Here is a 21,565-nt window from a genome sequence, read left to right as displayed (position 1 = left end):
AATACATAAAGCAAAAATGAAAAACAATTACTCTCTTTTTAATAAAATAACAATAGTTATCATATCAATGGTTTTTTCTATAAATACTTATGGACAAAAAAAAGAAACCATTATAAAACCTAATGTTATCATTTTTTATGCAGACGATTTAGGTTGGCAGGATGTAGAATTAAACGATTTAGACAATCCGTGTGCTTGGGATACTCCAAATATTTCAAAATTGGCAAAAGACGCAGTCAATTTTACAAATGCATATTCTCCAGCGCCAACTTGTGCACCTTCTAGGTGCGCTCTTTTAACAGGCTTACATCCAACTAAAGTAGGTGTAACAAATGTGTCAGGAGGTAGAGTTCCAAAAAATTCAAAAGGGTCAAATTATATAACCCCGTTTTTTCCTTCAGGATTAATGCCAGAACATTATACCATCGCAGAAGCTTTAAAAGAGAATGGATACACAACTGGACACGTAGGGAAATGGCATGCAGGCGAACTTGAAATTCAAAAATCATCAAACCAAGGTTTTGATTTTACTTTTGAGTCTAGAGGAGCGCACCAAGGCCCTAAAGCGCCAAATAACCGTGTAAATTTCTTTGCAACTTCTGATAAAAATGATCCATATCGTTTAAGCGATGAAAAGTATTTTCCTTTCACAAAAGATGCTCCTAATGGAATTTCTTATCCAAAAGACGCAGTTACAGAAAAAGCACTTGAATTTATAGACAAAAGTAAAAACAAGCCTTTCTTTTTGTATTTAGCACATTGGATGGTTCATTATCCAATTCATACTAAAAACCGTAAATTGTTAGAATATTACTGTGATAAATTAGGAGTTGATTTTCCCAAAGAAGATGTTGATATGACTAAAGAAGGTCAAAACAACCCTTACTTTGGAGCTATGGTTACTACGTTGGATTGGAGTTTAGGACGTGTGGTAGATTTGTTAAAGAAAACAGATGATCCTAGAAATCCAGGAAAAAAACTATATGAAACTACGTACATCTTTTTCTCTTCTGATAATGGTGGGGCAGAAAAGCGTAAAAAAGAAATAATGTCAGACAATGCGCCTTTAGATAAAGGTAAAATATTTGCTCAAGAAGGTGGTATTAGAGTACCAATGCTTATTTCTGGACCAAACGTATTGAAAGGCAAAACAAATGATGTTTTAATAAATCAGTTAGATTTCTTTCCTACAATCTTAGATCTTACAAAAAGTAAAATTGCAAAAAAATACGAGGCAGATTTTGATGGACTGGATATAACAGAAGTTTTATTAAATAACGAAAACACAGTATTAAATAAAGAAGGAGAGCCAAGAGAAGAGTTGTGGTGGCATTTTCCACATAATAGAATGCAATCTGCAATCAGGACTAAAGATTACAAATTGTATAAAAATTTAACCAAAGGCGATTATGAATTGTATCGTTTGTATAAAGATGGTGAAAGAGCTGATTTAGAAGAACAATACAATATTGCAGTAGAAAACCCTGAAGTGGTTAAAGACCTCTCAACAAGGCTAGAAAAATACTTAAAAGATTATGATGCAAAATTTCCTTATAAAAATCCTTTAGCATCAGAAAATGATGCTGTAGCTTCTATCCCGGTAATTGTAAACGATGCTTTTGACGCTAAAACTAGAAAATTTTCTGTTAATCTAGAAGCGGGTAAATCAAATATTATTGAAAGCTATGCGCTTATAAAAATTGGAGATCCTGTAAAAGCAAGTAAAAATGGAAAGAAAAGAAGGACTAGAACAACGTATATAAAAGTACCTGTTAATTCAAGTAAAAACAATTTAGAACATACCGTTATAGTGCCTAAAGATGCATTAGAGTATGGTGTGGTTCTTGTTGATGAAAATAGACATATGGTACAGAGTAAATTTTATAAAACCAATTAAGAATTAATCTCTGTAAAATAGATTTGAATGTTTTTATAGACATTATGTATGTACTGATTTTTTAAACAGCTTCATTTATTTATAAAAGTACAAGTAACTAAAAATAAGAATGAGACAAATTTTAAGAATATTTTTGGTTGGAGTTATTTTTTCTGCTCAACTTCAAGCTCAAAAAAGTAAAACTCAATTACAACCGAATATCATTATTTTTTATGTGGACGATTTGGGTTGGCAGGATGTACAATTAAATAATTTGGGTTACCCTACACCTTGGGAAACACCTAATATTGTGCAACTAGCTAAAGAAGGCATAAACTTTACCAATGCCTATTCTCCTGCACCTACTTGTGCACCATCAAGATGCGCTATGCTTACAGGATTACATCCAGCTAAAACAGGAATCACCCATGTAGCTGGAGGTAAAATACCTGAACCAAGATATTCCAAGTTTATTTCTCCTTTTTATCCATTGGGACTTAGTTCTGAACATTTTACCATAGCAGAAGCTTTAAAAACAAACGGTTACAGAACAGGACATGTTGGTAAATGGCATGCAGGGGAGCTTGAATCTCAAAAATCAATCAATCAAGGTTTTGATTTTGCTTTTGAATCCAGAGGAGCGCATCAAGGTCCTAAAAAACCAAATAACCGTGTAAATTATTTTGCAACACATGATAAAAATGACCCGTACCGTTTAAGTGATGAAAAATATTTTCCCTTTACTAAAAAATCGCCACAAGGTATTTCGTATCCAAAAGATGATGTTACAGAAAAAGCACTCGCCTTTTTAAACCAAAGTAAAGCAGAACCTTTCTTTCTTTATCTAGCACATTGGTTGGTACACGCACCAATTCATACCAAAAACCGAGAACTTTTACAATATTACTCTGATAAATTAGGTGTTCCTTTCCCAACAAAAGATATCCCAGTGACCACGCCAGGGCAAACCAATCCATACTATGGCTCTATGGTAACTACTTTAGATTGGAGTTTAGGTCGCATAGTAGATTATTTAAAAAAGACAGACGACCCTAGAAATTCTGGTAAAAAATTAATTGAAACTACGTATATTATATTTTCTTCTGATAATGGAGGTTGTGAGAACGTTGGAAAAGAAATAGTTACCGATAATTTTCCTTTAGATAAAGGTAAAAAGTATGCTCAAGAAGGAGGAATTCGAGTGCCTATGGTTATTTCTGGACCCCAAATTCCGAAAGACAGAACCTATGAAGGTCTTATAAACCAATTAGACTTTTTTCCTACTATTTTAAATCTTACACAAACTAAAATATCAACTACTCAATCTTCAGAGTTTGATGGGTTGAATATATCGGGGATTCTATTAAATAATGAAAGCACTATCCTGAATAAAGAAGGAAAACCAAGAGAAGATTTATGGTGGCATTTTCCTCATAATAAAGACAATCAAATGCAATCTGCTATAAGAAGCGGTGATTATAAATTGTATAAAAACCATATTGATGGAAGTTATGAATTATATCGTTTATATAAAGAAGGCAAAAGAGCCGATTTAGAAGAAAAGTTTGATATATCTAAAGAATCTGTTAAAGTTACAAAAGCGTTATCAGAACGATTAGAAAAATATCTAAAAGATTATAATGCGGAATATCCATATAAAAACCCTTTAGAAAAGGGTAATTATATCGGGAAGGAAAACGCAATTTACGTTCCTAAAATAATTCATGATGACTTTAACTCTAAAACTAACAGGGCTACAATTCAAATAGAACAAGGAAAATCCAAAATTAATAATGGGTATGCGCTCATAAAGGTTCAAGATGAAATTAAAAGGAAATCAAATGGGAAAAAAACTAAAACAAGACCTACTTATTTAAAAGTGCCAATAGATACAAGTAATGATGGCTACACCTATTCTTTTAAAGTACCTAAAAATGCCCTAGATTATGTTATTATTTTAATTGATGAAAATCAGTTTATGATAAAAAGTAAGCTCAATGAAACTAATGCACTATAAATTAATACTGTTTTTTATGGATAATAAGTTTTACTAATTCTAAAGAGAAAATGTTTCATCGAGGATTAAAGCATATGGTTTGTATTGAAACTAAAGAGAATAAATAAAATAATTATGAATAGAAAAAAAAATATCGGTTCTGTTTTTCTTTTTACCATGTTTTTTGCTGTAATTGGATATTCCCAAAGGAATTCAAATACACTTAAAAACAATCGACCAAATATCATTATCATATATACGGATGATCAAGGCCATGGCGATGTAAGTGCCTTAAATACTGATGCTAAATTTAAAACACCCAATATGGATCGTTTGGCATCCGAAGGGATAACTTTTACAAACGGACATAGCGCTTCTTCTGTTTGTACACCATCACGTTACTCATTATTAACAGGTAGATATCCTTGGCGAACCAAACTTAAGAAAGGCGTGTTTCGCGCTGAAGCAACTTGTTTAATTGAAGATGATAGAGTAACGATAGCCTCATTTTTAAAAAACCAAGGCTACAATACAGCCATGGTTGGTAAATGGCATTTGGGAATGGATTTTCCCAACACTAAAGCGAATCGTGATTGGTCGCAACCAATAAAAGACATGCCTTTAGATAAAGGATTTGATTATTTTTATGGCATACCAGCATCACTTAATTTTGGTATTTTGGCTTGGTTTGAAGGTCGTTATGCTAAAGTACCGCCAACACTCTATTCCAATAAAAAGAAAAACGAACGGCACGTTGATTATCGTATTATGCCACCTTATGATAATACAGCAGAAGAGACAAAAAGTAAGCTAGGTAGAGTAGGTTTTGAAATAGCTCCAGACTTTATCGACAATCAATGTTTAACACGATTTACAGATAAAGCTATCGCTTGGATGAAAACAAAAGAGTCTGATGCACAAGAAAACAAACCTTTTTTCTTGTATTTACCTTATACATCGCCACATTATCCTGTTGCACCACTTCCTGAATTTCACGGACAAGGTGAGGCTGGTGCTTACGGAGAATTTGTCATTGAAACCGATTATCATATTGGACGAATACTCAATTATCTTGAAAAATCGGGTTTAGATGAAAACACGTTAATTGTATTTACAAGTGATAATGGTCCTGAAAAATCATGGTCTGGACGTATAAAAGAATTTAATCACGATAGCAGAGGTGGTTTTAAAGAAGGAAAGCGCTCTGTGTATGAAGGTGGTCATCGCGTACCTTTTTTACTGCGTTGGCCATCAGGTATTAAAAAATCAGGTCGCCAGTGGAATAAACCTGTTGGACAAATTGATTTGTTAGCTACAATTTCTGAATTAGTTGATGTTGAGTTATCTGATTCCTCTGGAGAAGATAGTCAAAGTTTTGCGTCAGTATTGTTAAATCCAAATCATGATTATCAGCGTTTGCCATTAATTAATCGTGGAGATGGAGGCAAAGAGCAACGGTATTCTATAACAGAAAATGATTGGAAATTGATACTTCCATCAGCTACAAAAGCTGCAGAATTGTATGATTTGTCCCAAGACCCAAAAGAAACAAATAATATTGCAAACAACCATCCAGATAAAATAGATAGATTAACCAATCAAATAAACAATATCATTATTAATGGTCGAACAACTCCAGGTAAAAATCAACCTAATGATACTGGATATTGGGACGATTTAACATGGATTTCAAAGCAAGAATATCAAACTAGAATCAAAACGAATTAATTATGTATTTAAGTAAACGAAAAGGAATAGCATACGCTATAGCATTAGTAATTTTTACGAGTATACTATCCTGTAAAAGTAATAATAAAGCTGATGCTAAGTCAAACGATGAAGCATTCGACCAAACCAGTAATTGGATCTTACTAGATAAAACAGATGCTATAAAGGATGGTAATTCGTATTCTTGGAGTGTTGATATAGAGCATCCAATTGTTTATAATGTACAAGTGCTTTTTGAAAATGAATTTTCTGAAAATTCAGAAGAAGTAAACGTAAATATAGGTGAACACAGTATAAAAGAACCTTTCAACAAAAGCTATAAAACGTATAAAAACGAAATTGTTTCGGAGTTTAAGCAAACAATTGACTTTAATGAAATAGGAAAAGAGAAGCTTACTATTATAACTGATGCTGATTTCAAACAAATAAGAATTATTCCCAATTTTAGAAATCCTATTGGTTCTGGGAAACACCATGAGGAATGGTTGGCGATGCATCAATCTCCAGAAAAACAAGCCGCTTTAGCATGGTTTAAAGAAGCTAAGTTTGGGATGTTTATCCATTGGGGCTTGTATTCACAAGCTGGAGGTATTTGGAAAGGCACTAAAATTAACGATTCAGCTTATCCTGGACCTAAAGTAGCAGAATGGTTGATGCATGCATTTCGAATTCCAAGAGAAGAGTACAAGGAGTTAGCAAAAACCTTTAATCCTGATAAATCATTTGCACAAAACATAGCGAAACTTGCCAAAGATGCAGGTATGAAATACGTAGTGATTACCTCTAAACACCACGATGGCTTTGCTTTGTTCGATTCTAAAAGTTCAGATTACGATATGGTGGATGCAACGCCATACAAGGCCGATGCTATTAAAGAATTATACGAAGCTTGTTTAAGTGAAGGATTGGATTTTGGTGTTTATTATTCTCATGGTAATGATTGGAATGATGGAACTGATGGCAATTACGCAAACGTCAAGAAAATAAATGATTCTTTAGGGATTTTCACGCATCCATCAGGTAAAAATTTATGGGATCCTAGCCCAAACACACATGCAGAGTATTTAGAAATGAAGGCATATCCACAGATTAAAGAGCTTATCAATTTATTACCTAAGCTTCGATTGATTTGGTTTGATGGGGAGGGGTTTATTACTGAAGAACAATCATTTCGGTTTTATAAATTGGTCTATGATACCAATCCAAATGTTTTGGTCAATAAAAGAGTGGGTTGGGATTTTGGTGATTATTTAGATGCAGGAGACAATAAGATTCCTTCTGCAGATGAAACTTTAGATAAGTATTGGGAGACTTGTGGAACTACCAATAATTCATGGGGTTATAAATCTTATGATGATGATTGGAAAAGCACCCAAGAACTTTTATATTATTTTGTAGATATTATGTCTAAAGGAGGTAATTATTTGTTAAATATTGGTCCAGATGGATTAGGAAATGTTCCAGAAGCAAGTGCAAAAGGGCTGCGTGAAATGGGAGCATGGATAAAAGTAAATCAAGAGGCTATATATGGTGTGTCACGTTGGAAAATTCCAAATGAAGGACAAGAAGAAACACTTTTAGATGGCACAGGGCACAGAGCGGCTAAAGGTTTTAAAAAAACGTTTACATCCAAAGATTTTTGGTTCACCACTAAGGGTAATAAAGTTTATGCGATTTCGCTCGTTCCTGCTTCAGGTAAAATTTTAATTCATTCTTTAAATAAAAATGTTGGGGTGATTAAAAACGTTAGAATTCTTGGAAGTGAAAAAGATGTTGAATGGAAACAAACAGAATCCGGTCTTGAAGTTAGCCTAACAGGAATCGAAAGTAGTAAATATGGCTTTGTGGTTGAAGCAAGTTTATAAACTATTTGATTTATACATTTAATGTTTGAAATAGACATCATTATTTTTTAGAATAAATGGCATTTTTACAGATAGTTTTAAAGTAACGAAACGAGTTGTGCATTTTAAGGGAAATTTGTCAATTCGAGGCTTGAGATAAAAATTTATCAAACGCTTATAATGACTAGAGACAAATGCATATAAGAATGTCTGTTCGAGACCCGAGAAAAAAAATTTATCAAGCGATTGGAATGTCATGAATTAGTCTATAAAATATGTCTGTTCGAGCGGAGTCAAGAACTGTTAAGTGTTTAATAATCAGTAAATTAAATAAACGCGTCAATGGTAGTGAATTTTGCTCCTTTTTATGAATAAAATTAGTATCGAAAATCCAGTTTTCCATTTTAAAACTTGTTCTCGATACGATTTTCTGTTGAAAATCACTCGACTGACAATTTAGTTTTAAAAAAAAACTAAAATGCATAACGGGTTAACGAAATAAATTATTTTAAATGAAAAAAGCGTTATATATAAGTTTTTTGTTAATATCCATTGTCATTTTTCATAGTTGTCAAAACAAAGCAATAGATATTTATGTAAGTCCATCAGGCGATAATACGTATAATGGGACAAAGGAGAAGCCTTTTAAAACATTAAAAAAAGCTTTAGAAAAGGCAAAATCAATTCATAGAAATGAAAGTGACCTCATAACAGTGCATCTTCTAGAAGGTGATTATCACTTATCCTCAACTTTGGTCATTACGCCAGAATTAAATAACATGGCTATTGTTGGTGAAGGTGTCGATAAAGTAACTACTAAAGGTTCCAAAATTATTGATACGGAATGGGAGTCTTTTAACGAAGATATTTGGGTTACAGATATTGATACTTCATTATATTTCAATCAACTCTTCATAAATGGCGAAAAGCAAATTTTAGCAAGATACCCAAATTATGATGAGAACGGAGGCTATTGGCAAGGTTACGCCGCAGATGCTATAGATAAAGAACGCATCTCTAATTGGAAAAATCCAAAAGGTGGTTTTGTACATGCCATGCATCGAGGACGTTGGGGAGGTTTTCATTATGAAATTACTGCTGTAAAAGAAGATGGAACATTAGCATTAAAAGGCGGGCATCAAAATAACCGGCCATCACCCATGCATGAAGAATATAGAATGGTAGAAAATATATTTGAAGAATTGGATACTGAAAAAGAATGGTATTTAGATAAAGTAAACCATAAATTATACGTTTGGAAAGGAGATAGAGATTTAACAGATGCCAAAATTGAAGTAAGTGTTTTAAAACATCTTATAGAAATTAAAGGAAGTTTAGAAAACCCTGTAAAAAATGTGAGTATCTCGGGTATTAATTTCCAACATGCCTCACGTACTTTTATGGAACCATATCATCAACTTTTACGTAGCGACTGGACCATTTATAGAGGAGGTGCTTTATTGCTTGATGGCACAGAAAATGTTTCCATTAATGATTGCGAGTTCACAAATCTTGGTGGTAACGTTATTTTTGTAAATGGATATAATAGAAACATAGAAATTGTGGGTAATCATATATACAATTGTGGCGCATCTGCCATCTCTTTTGTTGGTGATTCATCAGCAGTACGTTCGCCATCATTTCAATATAAGGAGTTTGTTCCTATGAAAGATATGGATACCATTCCAGACCCCAAAAACGAATTATATCCTGCTAATTGTAAAGTGGAAAACAATTTAATATATAAAATTGGGCGTATTGAAAAACAAGTTGCTGGAGTACAGATTTCTATGGCAATGAAAATTCATGTAAAAAGCAATAGTATTTATGATGTGCCCCGTGCAGGTATTAATGTTAGCGAAGGTACTTGGGGTGGTCATATTATTGAATATAACGATGTGTTTAATACCGTTTTAGAAACTAGCGACCACGGGTCTTTTAATTCTTGGGGACGAGACCGTTTTTGGCATCCAAAATACAATGTGATGGATAGTTTGGTAAAGCAAAATCCTAAAATGCCATTGTGGGATGCTATACATACCACTATTATTAGAAACAATCGATTCCGTTGTGACCACGGATGGGATATCGATTTAGATGATGGCTCTACCAATTATGAAATTTATAATAATCTCTGTTTAAACAGAGGGATAAAATTACGAGAGGGCTATTATCGTACTGTTAAAAATAACATTATGGTAAACAATACGTTCCATCCGCACGTTTGGTTTTCAAATAGTGAAGATGTTTTTACCAATAATATTGTCATGAAAAAGTATGCCGATATACGTCTTAAAGCTTGGGGAAAAGAAGTAGATTATAATGGATTTCCAACAGAAACAGCCCTAAAAAAAGCACAAAATAATGGTACAGATGCAAATAGTGTATATGGCAATCCTTTGTTTGTCAACCCAACAAGTGGCGATTTTACAGTTAAAGAAAATTCACCAGCCTTAAAAATTGGTTTTAAAAATTTCCCGATGGATAGTTTTGGTGTTCAAAAACCAGAGTTGAAAGCTATTGCGAAACAACCTGATATTCCAAGTTTGCAAATTGAATCTTCAGAAATAGAGGAATCAAAAACTAAAAAATGGTTGGGAGCAACGCTTAAAAATATGGAGACTATTGAAGAACAGTCTTCTTTTGGAACGCACAGTATGGATGGTGTCATCATTTCAAAAATTGATAAAAACAGTAAGTTGTCAAAATCTTCAATAAAAGAAAATGATGTAATTATTAGTGTCGAGCAAGAAAAAGTTAAAAACATATCTGATTTTTTGGATACGTATAAAAAATATAATTTCAGAGAAAATAAAACGTTTGTTGTAGTAAGAAATCAAAAAGAAATAGAAATTGAATTTAAAGAATAATAAAATTATGATTTTAAAAGTGAAAAATATTTTAAGCATTTGTTTTTTGTTATATAGTTTCAGTATAACATGCCAATCTAAAAAACCCAATATCCTATTTATATTTTCAGATGACCAATGTTTTGAAACTATTGGCGCTAATGGGCAAACCATAGTTGAAACCCCTAATTTGGATAAATTGACCAAATCAGGAACAACCTTTACGCATGCCTATAATATGGGTGCATGGAATGGCGCAGTTTGTGCTGCTAGTAGGGCCATGCTTATTACAGGAACAAGCTTATGGCAAGCACAAAATGCCGTAAAAAATGTTCGTAATAAAGAACAATTGTCATGGCCAGAAATGATGTCTCAAGCGGGTTATACAACGTATATGAGTGGTAAATGGCATGTGCCTGTTCCCGCAAATTCAGTTTTTGACGTTACCAATCATGTAAGACCAGGTATGCCTAAAACAGTTAAGGAAGCATATCATAGACCTGTACTAGGAGAGAACCCAGATACCGCTTGGTACGCTTGGGATAAAACAAATGGTGGTTTTTGGCAAGGTGGAAAACACTGGAGTGCTGTTTTAGCAGATGATGGAGTTGCGTTTATTGAAAAAGCAAAAAATGATGACAACCCCTTTTTTATGTACTTAGCCTTTAACGCCCCACATGACCCGAGGCAAGCACCAAAAGCATATATTGATAAATATCCTTTAGATAAAATAGCATTACCCGAAAATTATCAAGATTTATATCCAGATATGGGTGAAGATGGTGTCCCTAAAATCCGTGATGAAAATCTTGCGCCATATCCACGTACCGAGTATGCCATAAAAGTACATAGACAAGAATACTATGCCAGTATTACTTATATGGATGAACAGATAGGTCGTATTTTAGACGCTTTGGAGAAATCTGGAAAAGCAGATAATACCTATATTATTTTTACCTCAGACCATGGTTTAGCTGTTGGGCATCACGGATTGGTTGGTAAGCAAAATATGTATGAGCATTCTTTACGTGTGCCTTTTATAGTTAATGGGCCTGGAGTAAAACCAGGAGCTAAAATACATTCGCCCATTTACTTGCAAGACGCTATGGTAACTTCCTTAGAATTAGCAAAACAAAAGAGGCCAGATCATGTTGTATTTAAAAGTGTTTTACCTTTAATGAAAGATTCAAATAAAAAGAGCTATGATGCTATTTATGGCGCTTATATGGGGATTCAAAGAATGATTATAGTGGGAGATTGGAAATTGATCGCTTATCCAAAGCTTAAAAAGAACAAACTGTTCAACCTTGCTAAAGACCCTTTGGAAATGGACAATTTAGCATCCCATCCTATGTACTCTGAAAAATTAGAGGAATTACGCCTTGCTTTAGAAAAGATGATGGATAAACAAAACGACCCAATGTCCTCAATTGCAGAGGCAGACTATGAGGTTAAAAAACAAAAAGCACATTAATAAAAAAGAATTAAGATGAGCTATAAAGAATTACAGCAGAATGTTCTATTAGCATATTATTTATGACATTTCCTTTTTTTAAAGGGATATCTCAAACAAACGACCAATCAAAAGGGGTTTATAATGCAATATACATTACTAATACTTGGGGAAAATTAGATAAAAATAAGGATAACAAATTTTCTAAAAATGAAAATGAGAGAACTTGGAATCGTTACAAATATTTAGATACTAACAATAATAATGAAGTTTTTCCAGAAGAGTTTAGTAAAATTAAAATCCCTTATTTGGACAATGGAGGAGTACGAAAACTAAATGTATTATATAAAGAAACTAAAGAAGAAAATCTTTATTTAGATATTTATTATCCGAAAAACAGAAAAGAAGGACAAAAATTACCAGTTGTTATTTATACGCATGGAGGTGGTTGGGCAGCAGGGAGTAGACACGGTGCTTCAAATGCTTCTTTTAAAACGGTACATATGGATCTTTTAGAAAAAGGGTTTTGTGTGGTTTCGGTAAGTTACAGACTTTGAAAAAAAAAATGGAACTACATCAATGCGAGATTGTGTTATAGATAGTAAAGATGCTATGCGTTATTTGTCTAAGCATAATAAAGATTTAGGTTTAGACACAAATCAATTTTTCTCTTTTGGAGATTCTGCTGGTGGTCAAATTTCTCAAATGTTGGTATTAAGTGCTCCTGAAAGTTTAAAAGGAGACACATCACTAGTAAAATATACCTATAAAATGGCTGGAGGAGTATCTTGGTATGGACCTTGCGATTTTGAAAAAACAAGTCTATTCAACCATAATGATAGAGCAGATTTTAGAGATAGATTCGGACCAAGAATATTAAAATCTAATACAAAACCTAAAGATAAACTGACATTGTATAGAGAAATGAGTCCTGTTAATTATTTAAAAAAAGACAGTCCGCCTTTATTAATGATACAAGGCGATAGTGATACCACAATACCAGTTAAGCATGCGTATTATATGGAAGAAAAAGCTAAAAAAATTGGTGCTCCTGTAACTACAGTAATCATCAAAAATGCAGGGCACAACTGGAGAAAAGTAGGAAAAGATATTGAACCAACTCGCGAATGGATTATTCAAAAAACAGTAGACTATTTTGTGTCTAACTTAAAATAAATACTTAAAAATGAGTCAGTTATTTAATTGTAGATATCAACTGTATTTTTACAAATTCTTCATTTTTTTAATACAGAAACTATAAAAAAACACGGGGCGTATTTTAAAACGAGACCCACAATTAAATATAAACAATAAAATAAATTTACATATTCCTATTTCAACCTTAATTTTTATGAAAACAACATTAAAAGTATCTCTATTTATTATTTTTTTAGCATTGGCTAATTTTTATTCATATTCTCAAAAGGATAATACGAAACCCAATGTTGTCTATATTCTTACTGACGATCTTGGTTACGGCGACGTTAAATATTTAAACCCTGATGGTAAAATTGAAACGCCTCAAATGGATAGATTAGCATCACAAGGTATGATTTTTACAGATGCTCATACGAGTTCTTCGGTATGTACACCAAGTAGATATAGCATTATTACAGGGCGATATAATTGGCGAACAAATTTACAAAAAGGAGTTTTATTTGGATATAGCCCTCCTTTAATTGAAGAAAACCGTTTAACCGTTGCTAGTTTTTTACAAGACAGAGGTTACAATACAGCTTGTATTGGGAAGTGGCATCTTGGAATGGATTTACTTTTTAATGGCACAATTCCTAAAGGGAGAAACCCAAAAGAACCCAACGTAGATTGGAATGGCATTATTAGAAATGGCCCTATAGATAGAGGTTTTGATACTTTTTATGGGATTTCTGCTTCTCTTGATATGCCACCTTATATCTATATAGAGGACAATAAATTTGTTGGCGAATGTGAAATAGTACCATACAGAAAAATTAGAGGTAGAGTCGTTATGTCTCCTAAAAATCCTGATTTTAATGCTATAGATGTATTACCTGAAATAGGACGCAAAACAATTGAGTATATTAAGAAACAAGATGACAAAAAGCCTTTCTTCGCTTATGTAGCTTTCACTTCTCCTCATACGCCTATATTACCTTCAAAAGAATGGCAAGGTAAAAGCGAATTAGGAAAATATGGCGATTTTGTAATGCAAACAGACGATGTGATTGGACAAATTGTTTCTGCCATTGACGAAATGGGTTTTGGAGAAAATACTATTATTATAGTTACTAGCGATAATGGTTGCTCAAAAGCTGCTGGAATTACTGAATTAGCAAAAAAGGGACATCAGGTGAGTAAACAATATCGAGGTTCAAAAGCAGATTTATGGGATGGTGGTCATCGAGTACCTTTTATAGTGCGTTGGCCTAAAGAAGTCAGTTCAGGCTCTGTAAGTAATGAGGTAATTTGCCTAACAGATTTATTCTCAACGATGTCAGATATCACTGGTGAAAAAATTCCTAGCGGGTTTGCTGAAGACAGTTTTAGTTTTCTTCCTGCCTTAAAAGGAAAACCTTTAGTTTCTAGTCGCAAAGGTATCATCCATCATTCAATTTCTGGGCATTTTGCATATCGTCAAGGAAAATGGAAACTTTTATTAGCCAAAGGTTCAGGAGGTTGGACATCGCCAACAGAAAAAGAATCAGTTAATATGCCTAAAGTACAGTTGTATGATATCAAAAACGATCCAGCAGAAAAAATTAACTTATATCAAGAACATCCTGAAATTGTAAAAGAACTTTTGACAGAATTAGAGTCTGAGGTATATGCTGGTCGTACTTCAAAAGGACAAGAGTCTAAAAATGATGTAAATGAAATTGTATTATGGAAAAGCGAAAAATAATTAGGAATCAAATGAAAAAAGGTCTTATTAGGAATTTTATTATTTCATTATTTATCATATCGATTATTCCTGTTAATGCACTTGAAATCCATGTTGCTATAAATGGTAATGATTCAAATACAGGAACAATTTATGAACCTTTGGCTACTATTGAAGCGGCACAAAAAGCATTAAGGTCTAGTGGTTTATTAGGTAAAGAATCTTGTAGAATAATTATGCATACTGGAACTTACAGGTTAAATACTCCTATAAGAATTACTACTGATGATGATGGAAGCGACCAATTCCCCGTTATCTATTGTGCAGGCAATAATGAAGAAGTGACCATAACCGGGGCACAACTTATAACTTCTGAATGGGAATTGTGGAACAACGGAATTTATCGTACAAATGTTGGGAATCTAGGCGCAATCGATCAGTTGTTTGTTGGTGATAAACGGAAGTACATGGCTCGTTTTCCGAATTTTGGATCTGGGTTTATACCTGTTGATGCTGATGGTTCTGTTCGTGGAAAGAGCGCTGGAACACCTCCATTTAATAGTTGTACACCAAATGCTTGGGACGCAGAAAAAGCCACTAAATGGCAAAACCCAGCTGGATCTATTATGCATGGTATGCATAGTAGCCTATGGGGTAGTCAACATTATGTTGTATCTGGAAAAGATGCGAATGGGGCGTTGATTTATGAAGGAGGATGGCAGAATAATCGATCAACCTTGCCCCATAAAGGATATCGAATGATAGAAAATGTATTTGAAGAACTGGATACTCCCGGCGAGTGGTTTCATGACACAAAAGAAGGCTGGTTGTATTACATGCCTAATTCTGAAATCAATCTAAAAAAAGTTAAGATTGAAGCCGTGCTAAAAATTAAGCATCTTATTGAAATCTATGGAGGTTACAAGCAACCAATTGCAGAAATGAGTATTCTTAATAGTGGAAATCGACTTAAAGAAACAAAAGTTAAAAATTATGAAACCACAACACCTGTTAAGAACATTCAGATTAGTGGTATACGATTTACTGGAACAGATCGTACCTTTATTGAGACTATTGAGCCATTGCTTCGAAGTGATTGGTGTGTATATCGTGGAGGAGCTATTCATATACGTGGAGCAGAAAACATTGTAATTAATAATTGCCAATTTGAACAGTTAGGAGGTAATGCAATATTTGTTGATAGTTATAACCGCAATATAAATATTAAAGGAAATTTATTTTTAGATAATGGTGCCACAGATGTAAATTTTGTTGGTTCTTTTGCAGCAGTTCGCAACCCTGCATTCTCCTATAGACAACCTGCTAGTCCTTTGGATGAAATTGATACTACAATTGGACCAAAAACAAATGATTATCCAGAAGACTGTCTTGTAGAAGACAATCTTATGATGCGTTGTGGACGTTTTGAAAAACAAGCTTCTGGTATTAATATTTCTATGTCATCGCGAATTACACTGAGACACAATACCATTAGTCATACTCCACGAGCGGCAATTAATATATGTGATGGTACATGGGGAGGTCATATTATTGAGTGGAATGACTGTTTTGAAACGGTATTGGAAACACACGATCATGGAGCATTTAATTCATGGGGACGTGATCGTTATTGGCATTCATCTGGTCCATCAGGGCCAGATTTAGAAGATGAGAATGGAAAACCTTTAATTAGTTATTACATTGAAAAATATCCTAATTTACCCCTTTGGGATGCTCATCAAACAAATATCCTTAGAAATAATAGGATGCAGTGTGATCACGGTTGGGATATTGATTTAGATGACGGATCAACTAACTATAAAATATATAATAATATTTGCCTTTCGGGTGGTTTAAAAACAAGAGAAGGGTATCATCGTGAAGTGACAAATAATGTTGTTCTTGGAAAAGGATATACTTGTAATGTACCTTACCCAAAACCGACTCATGATATTTTTGAACGAAATATTTTATGGGGTAAAACTGTTTATCGTTCTACAAACCCAATGTTATGGGGTGGTAGCCGAAATTTTAATTTTATACATAATCCTGAGTATGAAAAAACAGTACCTGCTTATGGTGCACAAAAGCAAACACGAGATGATGCTGAAAGTCTTTATGGCAATGCTTTATTTGTAGCACCTGAAAAGGGTAATTTTAATGTAAAGCAAACCTCTGATGCATTGAAAATTGGATTTGAAAATTTTCCAGTTACAGGTTTTGGTGTTACTTCTAATAAATTAAAGAAGTTGTCAAAGAAGCCTGTTATAAATCTTCCTGAAATAATTGCTCCAAACAAATTTGTTGAGAGTAGATTTAAGAAAATATTAGGAAGTCAAATTAGAAACTTAGAAACAGATGCTGATGTTTCAGCTACTGGTATGTTTGAAAAAACTGGTGCGCTATTGGTTTCAGTTCCTAAAGATAGTCAAATGGCAGCTTTAGGTTTTAAGGCTGATGATGTTGTAATCGAATTAAACTCTAAAAAGATTAAGAATGTTCAATTTTTAATCAGTAGTATGAAAAGGTTAAAAAATGAAAATAATACAGTAAAAGTCTGGAGAAACCAGAAAGCTTTAGAATTTTCCTTTAATAAACAATAAGTTTATAGTTAATGGTTTAAAATACATCTATTTAAATGGTAATTAAAACTTCAGTTAAAACAGTAACATTATTAATAATAGTATTTGGGTTAACGAGCTATCTTATGACAGCTCAAGTGAAACCTCAGAAACCAAACATTGTATTTATACTTTGTGATGATTTAGGTTATGGTGATGTACAAAGTTTGTCACCAAAAACAAGTAAGATTAAAACGCCAAGTATTGATATGTTAGTTCGCGATGGTATGGTATTTACAGATGCACACTCAGGTTCATCAGTTTGTACACCAACACGCTATGGTATCATGACAGGGCGTTACAGTTGGCGTACAAAATTGCAACGAGGCGTTGTACAAGGTTTTGCACCCAATTTAGTTGCAGAAGACCGTCTAACTATTGCAAATTTTCTAAAAGATCAAGGTTACAATACAGCCATTATTGGAAAATGGCATCTTAATTTTCAATATTTAGACCCTATTACAAAAAAAACATTATCGAAGAAATCAACAAAACAGTTACCTCCTGTTGGTGCTAAAATTCCAGATGGGCCTATTCATCGTGGGTTTGATTATTTTCACGGCTTTCATCATGCCAGAGATATGAAAGCTGTTATTGAAAATGATGAGGTAATTTTACACGAAGATGAAATTAATATGCTGCCAAGGTTAACAGAGCAATCTGTTGCTTATATCAATAACCAATCAAAGAGAAAGGATGGAAAACCATTTTTTCTATATGTTCCTTTAGGTTCACCACACACTCCAATTCTTCCAACAAAAGAATGGCAAGGAAAGAGTGGTTTAGGTGATTATGCAGATTTTGTAATGCAAACAGATGCCACCGTTGGCGCTATAAAATCCGCATTAGAAGCGAATGGATTGTCCGAAAATACGTTGATTATTTTTAGTAGTGATAATGGATGTTCTAAAGCTGCAAATATTCCTAAGTTAGCAGAACAAGGTCATATTGTAAGTGCTGGAATGCGTGGTTCAAAAGCAGATTTATGGGACGGTGGACATCGTGTGCCGTTCATTGTTAAGTGGCCAAATAAAGTAGCTTTTGGTTCAACAAGCAATCAATTGATATGCTTAACAGATATTTTTGCGACATTTTCAGATATTACTGGACAAGACATACCAAATATGAGTGGAGAAGATAGTGTTAGTTTTTTACCCGCACTATTTGGTGAATCAATAATTTCTAGTAGGGCAGGAGTGATACATCATTCCATTAGTGGACATTTTGCATACAGAAAAGGAAAATGGAAACTATTGTTAGCAAGAGGTTCAGGAGGATGGACGTCACCAAAAGAGTTAGAAGCAAAAGATATGCCTGCCGTTCAATTATATGATATTGAAAACGATTTTGCAGAGACTACAAATTTATATAAAAAGCATCCTGAAATTGTAAAAGAACTTCTAGAACAATTAGAATTAGATATTAGAACAGGTAGAAGCACAAAAGGAAAGTTTTCTAAAAATGATGTAGATAAAATTATTTTATGGAAAAGTGGAACTAATTAAAATTCCACTTTATCAATCACATCATATTTTTTTCTTAAATCAACATTTTTAATCACATTTATAAATAGAATAAATTCTTATTTTTTATCAATGGCTTGGTAGTTTGAATATTTAGAGCAACAATTTGAGGGATTAGAGGAAGTCGTTAATTCTTACAAAAGTTAATTTTGATATGTATTTAAAAACCGAATTTATTTAAATAAAGTCAATAAAAAATATTTCTTATAATCTATTAACAAACTATTTTCCGATGAAGGAGATAATTTTAAAAAACATGAAAATGAAAAAACAATTAATTACAATGATTTTTGCTTTGGCAATTATAAATATAACTGCTCAAACTACTTCTGATTCAAATTGGCTAATGGGTTCATGGGGTGTAAGACTCATTGTTGAAGGCGGCGTAGAGTTAGATAAAACTAGCAGTAGAGAATGGGTAAAAGGAGCACAAGAAATTGTAGATAATCTCCCAACTGTAGGGCATGTATTTACAAATTTTAACCATCGTGCTCATGGGTATTGGTTTACTTTAAGAGACAATCCTTATGTAGATGTTGCGAAGGAAATTCACCCTGAGTTTGTACCTTCTCTTGAGAATGAAAAAATTATTTTAGATGTCATAGATGTTCTAAAAAAAGGAGGGAAAAAAGTTGTTCTTTATATTGCTACAGATGGTCCATCTGCAAGATCAGGCACAAAAAATAATGCAGAATATAAAGCCGCTTGGGATAAATATTACAAAGCAAAATTTGACGGGGATGAAGGTTTGGCATATAGAACACTGTGCAAAGGTTATATAGAAAGATTTAAAGGATTGGTAGATGGATATTGGTTGGATCATATAGGTGGAATTGCTGGAGATGTAACAGATTTTGTTGACATGATTAGATCTGTAGATCCAACTGTTATGATAGCTGCAAACGGCGTAGTGAATAGTGAAACTGCGCGTTGGAATAATTATTTTAAAGATGCAAATGGAGATGAGTTATTTGTAGCATCAGATGGAATAAATGATAAAAATAAGAAGAAATATAAAATAAGATCTTTTAACACCAATGATTCTTATACCGACTTTACTTCTGGTCACCCTACACCTTTAGCTTGGGGAGCACCACCTAGTTCATGGGCATACGAAGAATATACATTTCCTGAAATAATAAACGCTATGGCTAATTATGATAAAGAGAAACATAATATAAAACATGCATGGATGCCAATGCGTATGAAATGGACGAGCCCAAGGGCTGATTTGATGTTTGATACAGAACAAGCCTATCGTTTTGTGCGTACTCTAACCGATGCAAATTGCGCTATTACATGGGGTAATACAAATACAAATGGTTTTATTACAGAAGATGAAATGGCTATTATGAAAGAAATTGATAAGAGATTACAAATAAAACCAATGCCTGATTATATTCCCTATAAAAGACCTGAAGGGGCAAAATTAGCTGAAAAAGTAAAAACGAAACATTAACCTTTTGCAAATATAAAATGGGTTGTGGAAATTAAGTAAAAAGAGATCAATCCGAATAAACTATAAATTATTGAAAAATAGTGATTAATTTTACGTTAATCAGAATTTTAAAAAGAAGACAACTATGAAGCAATTTGCATTGCTATTTGTATTGCTTATGTTATTCAGTTGTGCTGATAAAGCCAGTAATGACAATGTTTTTCATCAAAATTGGGAAGATTCTCCTGTACAAGGTGCTTTTAAAATGGATGATTGGATCATATGGGGAGGTTCTGTTGTAAAAGCTGAAGATGGGAAGTATTATATGTTTGCAAGCAGGTGGCCAAAAAAACTTACCATGCGTGCATGGATAACCAATTCCGAAATTGTATTGGCTGTTTCCGATACTCCACAAGGCCCTTATAAATTTAAACAAGTTGTTTTGCCTTCTAGAGGAAAGGAATATTGGGATGGTATGATTACACACAATCCAAATATCCAGTTTCATGATGGAAAGTATATCCTTTATTATACAGGGTCAACTTATACCTTTAATCAACCCATTGATACGATACCATCTCGAGATTTTTACGAAAAAGCATGGAACAACAAGCGAGTGGGTATAGCTGTTGCTGATGCACCTACTGGTCCATGGAAACGAATGGATAAACCTATTATACAGCCTAGAAAAGGTATGTGGGATGGTGCAATAATCAGTAATCCAGCACCGGTTATCCATGAAGATGGCAGTGTTTTAATGGTTTATAAAAGTGCCCCGGTGACGTACCCTGAACGCAATAAAAACCGAAAAATGAGATTTGGAGTTTTAACGGCCAATCATTATCTGGGAGAATATACGCGCATGGGAGCCGACAATAAGATTAGAATAAAACCAATTGAAACAGATGTTGAAGACCCTTATATTTGGCATGATGGTACAAAATATTTTATGCTTGCTAAATGCATGAACAAATTAATAACTGGTGAAAAAGGAGCAGGATTTATGGCAACTTCGAAAGATGGAATAGAATGGGAAACTCCTGATAATCCGGCAGCTTATGGGAAAACCCTTAATTTGTCAGATGGAACCAAAGAAAAAATGAAAAAATTAGAACGCCCACAAATACTCATAGAAAATGGAAAGCCAACACATGTATTTTTTGCATGTATAAATTCTAAGTCTGAAATTTTCAATACGGTTAGGACAATCAAAAAATAAACCACTAACTAAAAAACAAGTTAGTTTTGTTTTTGAATCACTTTAAAAGCCTTCATTTAATAAATAAATGTGTAAAAGTTTTAAATTAGTGAAACTCAATTTTTAAAAGTTGCGAAGCAATGAATTAAAAATTGCTAGCTGAACTAATCCCGCTTTTT

General features: G+C 33.4%; 12 protein-coding genes and 1 pseudogene. All 13 read left to right on the top strand.

Annotation, left to right across the window (positions count from 1 at the left end):
• The first annotated feature begins 16 nt into the window (after nt 1-16).
• The 13 genes and pseudogenes from Q0998_RS08335 to Q0998_RS08275 all read left to right on the top strand — a co-directional run bounded on the left by Q0998_RS08335 (nt 17) and on the right by Q0998_RS08275 (nt 21,407).
• Nucleotides 17-1,897, top strand: a complete 1,881-nt coding sequence (locus Q0998_RS08335; RefSeq protein ID WP_299668797.1) for a sulfatase — start codon at nt 17-19, stop codon at nt 1,895-1,897.
• A 109-nt stretch (nt 1,898-2,006) separates the two neighbouring features.
• Nucleotides 2,007-3,893, top strand: a complete 1,887-nt coding sequence (locus Q0998_RS08330; RefSeq protein ID WP_299668795.1) for a sulfatase — start codon at nt 2,007-2,009, stop codon at nt 3,891-3,893.
• A 114-nt stretch (nt 3,894-4,007) separates the two neighbouring features.
• Nucleotides 4,008-5,600 carry an arylsulfatase gene (locus Q0998_RS08325; protein WP_299668792.1) on the top strand — a complete coding sequence of 531 codons (1,593 nt, stop codon included), beginning with the start codon at nt 4,008-4,010 and terminating at the stop codon, nt 5,598-5,600.
• A 2-nt stretch (nt 5,601-5,602) separates the two neighbouring features.
• Nucleotides 5,603-7,465 carry an alpha-L-fucosidase gene (locus Q0998_RS08320; RefSeq protein WP_299668789.1) on the top strand — a complete coding sequence of 621 codons (1,863 nt, stop codon included), beginning with the start codon at nt 5,603-5,605 and terminating at the stop codon, nt 7,463-7,465.
• Nucleotides 7,466-7,956: 491 nt separating this feature from the next.
• Nucleotides 7,957-10,314, top strand: a complete 2,358-nt coding sequence (locus Q0998_RS08315) for a right-handed parallel beta-helix repeat-containing protein (protein WP_299668786.1) — start codon at nt 7,957-7,959, stop codon at nt 10,312-10,314.
• Between the two features lie 7 nt (nt 10,315-10,321).
• Nucleotides 10,322-11,767: a sulfatase-like hydrolase/transferase gene (locus Q0998_RS08310; protein ID WP_299668783.1), complete on the top strand. Its 1,446-nt coding sequence runs from the start codon at nt 10,322-10,324 to the stop codon at nt 11,765-11,767.
• Nucleotides 11,768-11,829: 62 nt separating this feature from the next.
• Complete coding sequence (locus Q0998_RS08305) at nt 11,830-12,303, top strand: carboxylesterase family protein (protein WP_299668781.1); 474 nt, start codon at nt 11,830-11,832, stop codon at nt 12,301-12,303.
• A gap of 16 nt (nt 12,304-12,319) precedes the next feature.
• Nucleotides 12,320-12,922 (top strand): annotated as a pseudogene (locus Q0998_RS08300) (prolyl oligopeptidase family serine peptidase); the annotation flags it as partial.
• A 175-nt stretch (nt 12,923-13,097) separates the two neighbouring features.
• Nucleotides 13,098-14,627 carry an arylsulfatase gene (locus tag Q0998_RS08295; RefSeq protein WP_299668777.1) on the top strand — a complete coding sequence of 510 codons (1,530 nt, stop codon included), beginning with the start codon at nt 13,098-13,100 and terminating at the stop codon, nt 14,625-14,627.
• Between the two features lie 11 nt (nt 14,628-14,638).
• Nucleotides 14,639-17,209: a PDZ domain-containing protein gene (locus tag Q0998_RS08290; RefSeq protein ID WP_299668775.1), complete on the top strand. Its 2,571-nt coding sequence runs from the start codon at nt 14,639-14,641 to the stop codon at nt 17,207-17,209.
• 104 nt (nt 17,210-17,313) lie between these two features.
• The gene (locus Q0998_RS08285; RefSeq protein WP_299668773.1) at nt 17,314-18,732 is read left to right on the top strand and encodes an arylsulfatase; all 1,419 of its coding nucleotides are present in this window, start codon (nt 17,314-17,316) and stop codon (nt 18,730-18,732) included.
• A gap of 280 nt (nt 18,733-19,012) precedes the next feature.
• Nucleotides 19,013-20,209 (top strand): hypothetical protein, encoded by a 1,197-nt coding sequence (locus Q0998_RS08280; protein WP_299668745.1) that lies wholly within the window; start codon nt 19,013-19,015, stop codon nt 20,207-20,209.
• Between the two features lie 124 nt (nt 20,210-20,333).
• Nucleotides 20,334-21,407 (top strand): glycoside hydrolase family protein, encoded by a 1,074-nt coding sequence (locus tag Q0998_RS08275; protein WP_299668743.1) that lies wholly within the window; start codon nt 20,334-20,336, stop codon nt 21,405-21,407.
• Nucleotides 21,408-21,565: the final 158 nt, after the last annotated feature.

This window comes from uncultured Polaribacter sp., assembly GCF_947501385.1.
Lineage (GTDB): Bacteria > Bacteroidota > Bacteroidia > Flavobacteriales > Flavobacteriaceae > Polaribacter.
Note: the sequence above shows the minus strand (reverse complement) of the source record. Positions and strands in the feature narration are given on the sequence as shown.

Coding starts and splice junctions, on each gene's coding strand:
- Q0998_RS08335 (WP_299668797.1), top strand. CDS start 17: ATGAAAAACAATTACTCTCTTTTTAATAAAATAACAATAGTTATCATA.
- Q0998_RS08330 (WP_299668795.1), top strand. CDS start 2,007: ATGAGACAAATTTTAAGAATATTTTTGGTTGGAGTTATTTTTTCTGCT.
- Q0998_RS08325 (WP_299668792.1), top strand. CDS start 4,008: ATGAATAGAAAAAAAAATATCGGTTCTGTTTTTCTTTTTACCATGTTT.
- Q0998_RS08320 (WP_299668789.1), top strand. CDS start 5,603: ATGTATTTAAGTAAACGAAAAGGAATAGCATACGCTATAGCATTAGTA.
- Q0998_RS08315 (WP_299668786.1), top strand. CDS start 7,957: ATGAAAAAAGCGTTATATATAAGTTTTTTGTTAATATCCATTGTCATT.
- Q0998_RS08310 (WP_299668783.1), top strand. CDS start 10,322: ATGATTTTAAAAGTGAAAAATATTTTAAGCATTTGTTTTTTGTTATAT.
- Q0998_RS08305 (WP_299668781.1), top strand. CDS start 11,830: ATGACATTTCCTTTTTTTAAAGGGATATCTCAAACAAACGACCAATCA.
- Q0998_RS08295 (WP_299668777.1), top strand. CDS start 13,098: ATGAAAACAACATTAAAAGTATCTCTATTTATTATTTTTTTAGCATTG.
- Q0998_RS08290 (WP_299668775.1), top strand. CDS start 14,639: ATGAAAAAAGGTCTTATTAGGAATTTTATTATTTCATTATTTATCATA.
- Q0998_RS08285 (WP_299668773.1), top strand. CDS start 17,314: ATGACAGCTCAAGTGAAACCTCAGAAACCAAACATTGTATTTATACTT.
- Q0998_RS08280 (WP_299668745.1), top strand. CDS start 19,013: ATGAAAAAACAATTAATTACAATGATTTTTGCTTTGGCAATTATAAAT.
- Q0998_RS08275 (WP_299668743.1), top strand. CDS start 20,334: ATGAAGCAATTTGCATTGCTATTTGTATTGCTTATGTTATTCAGTTGT.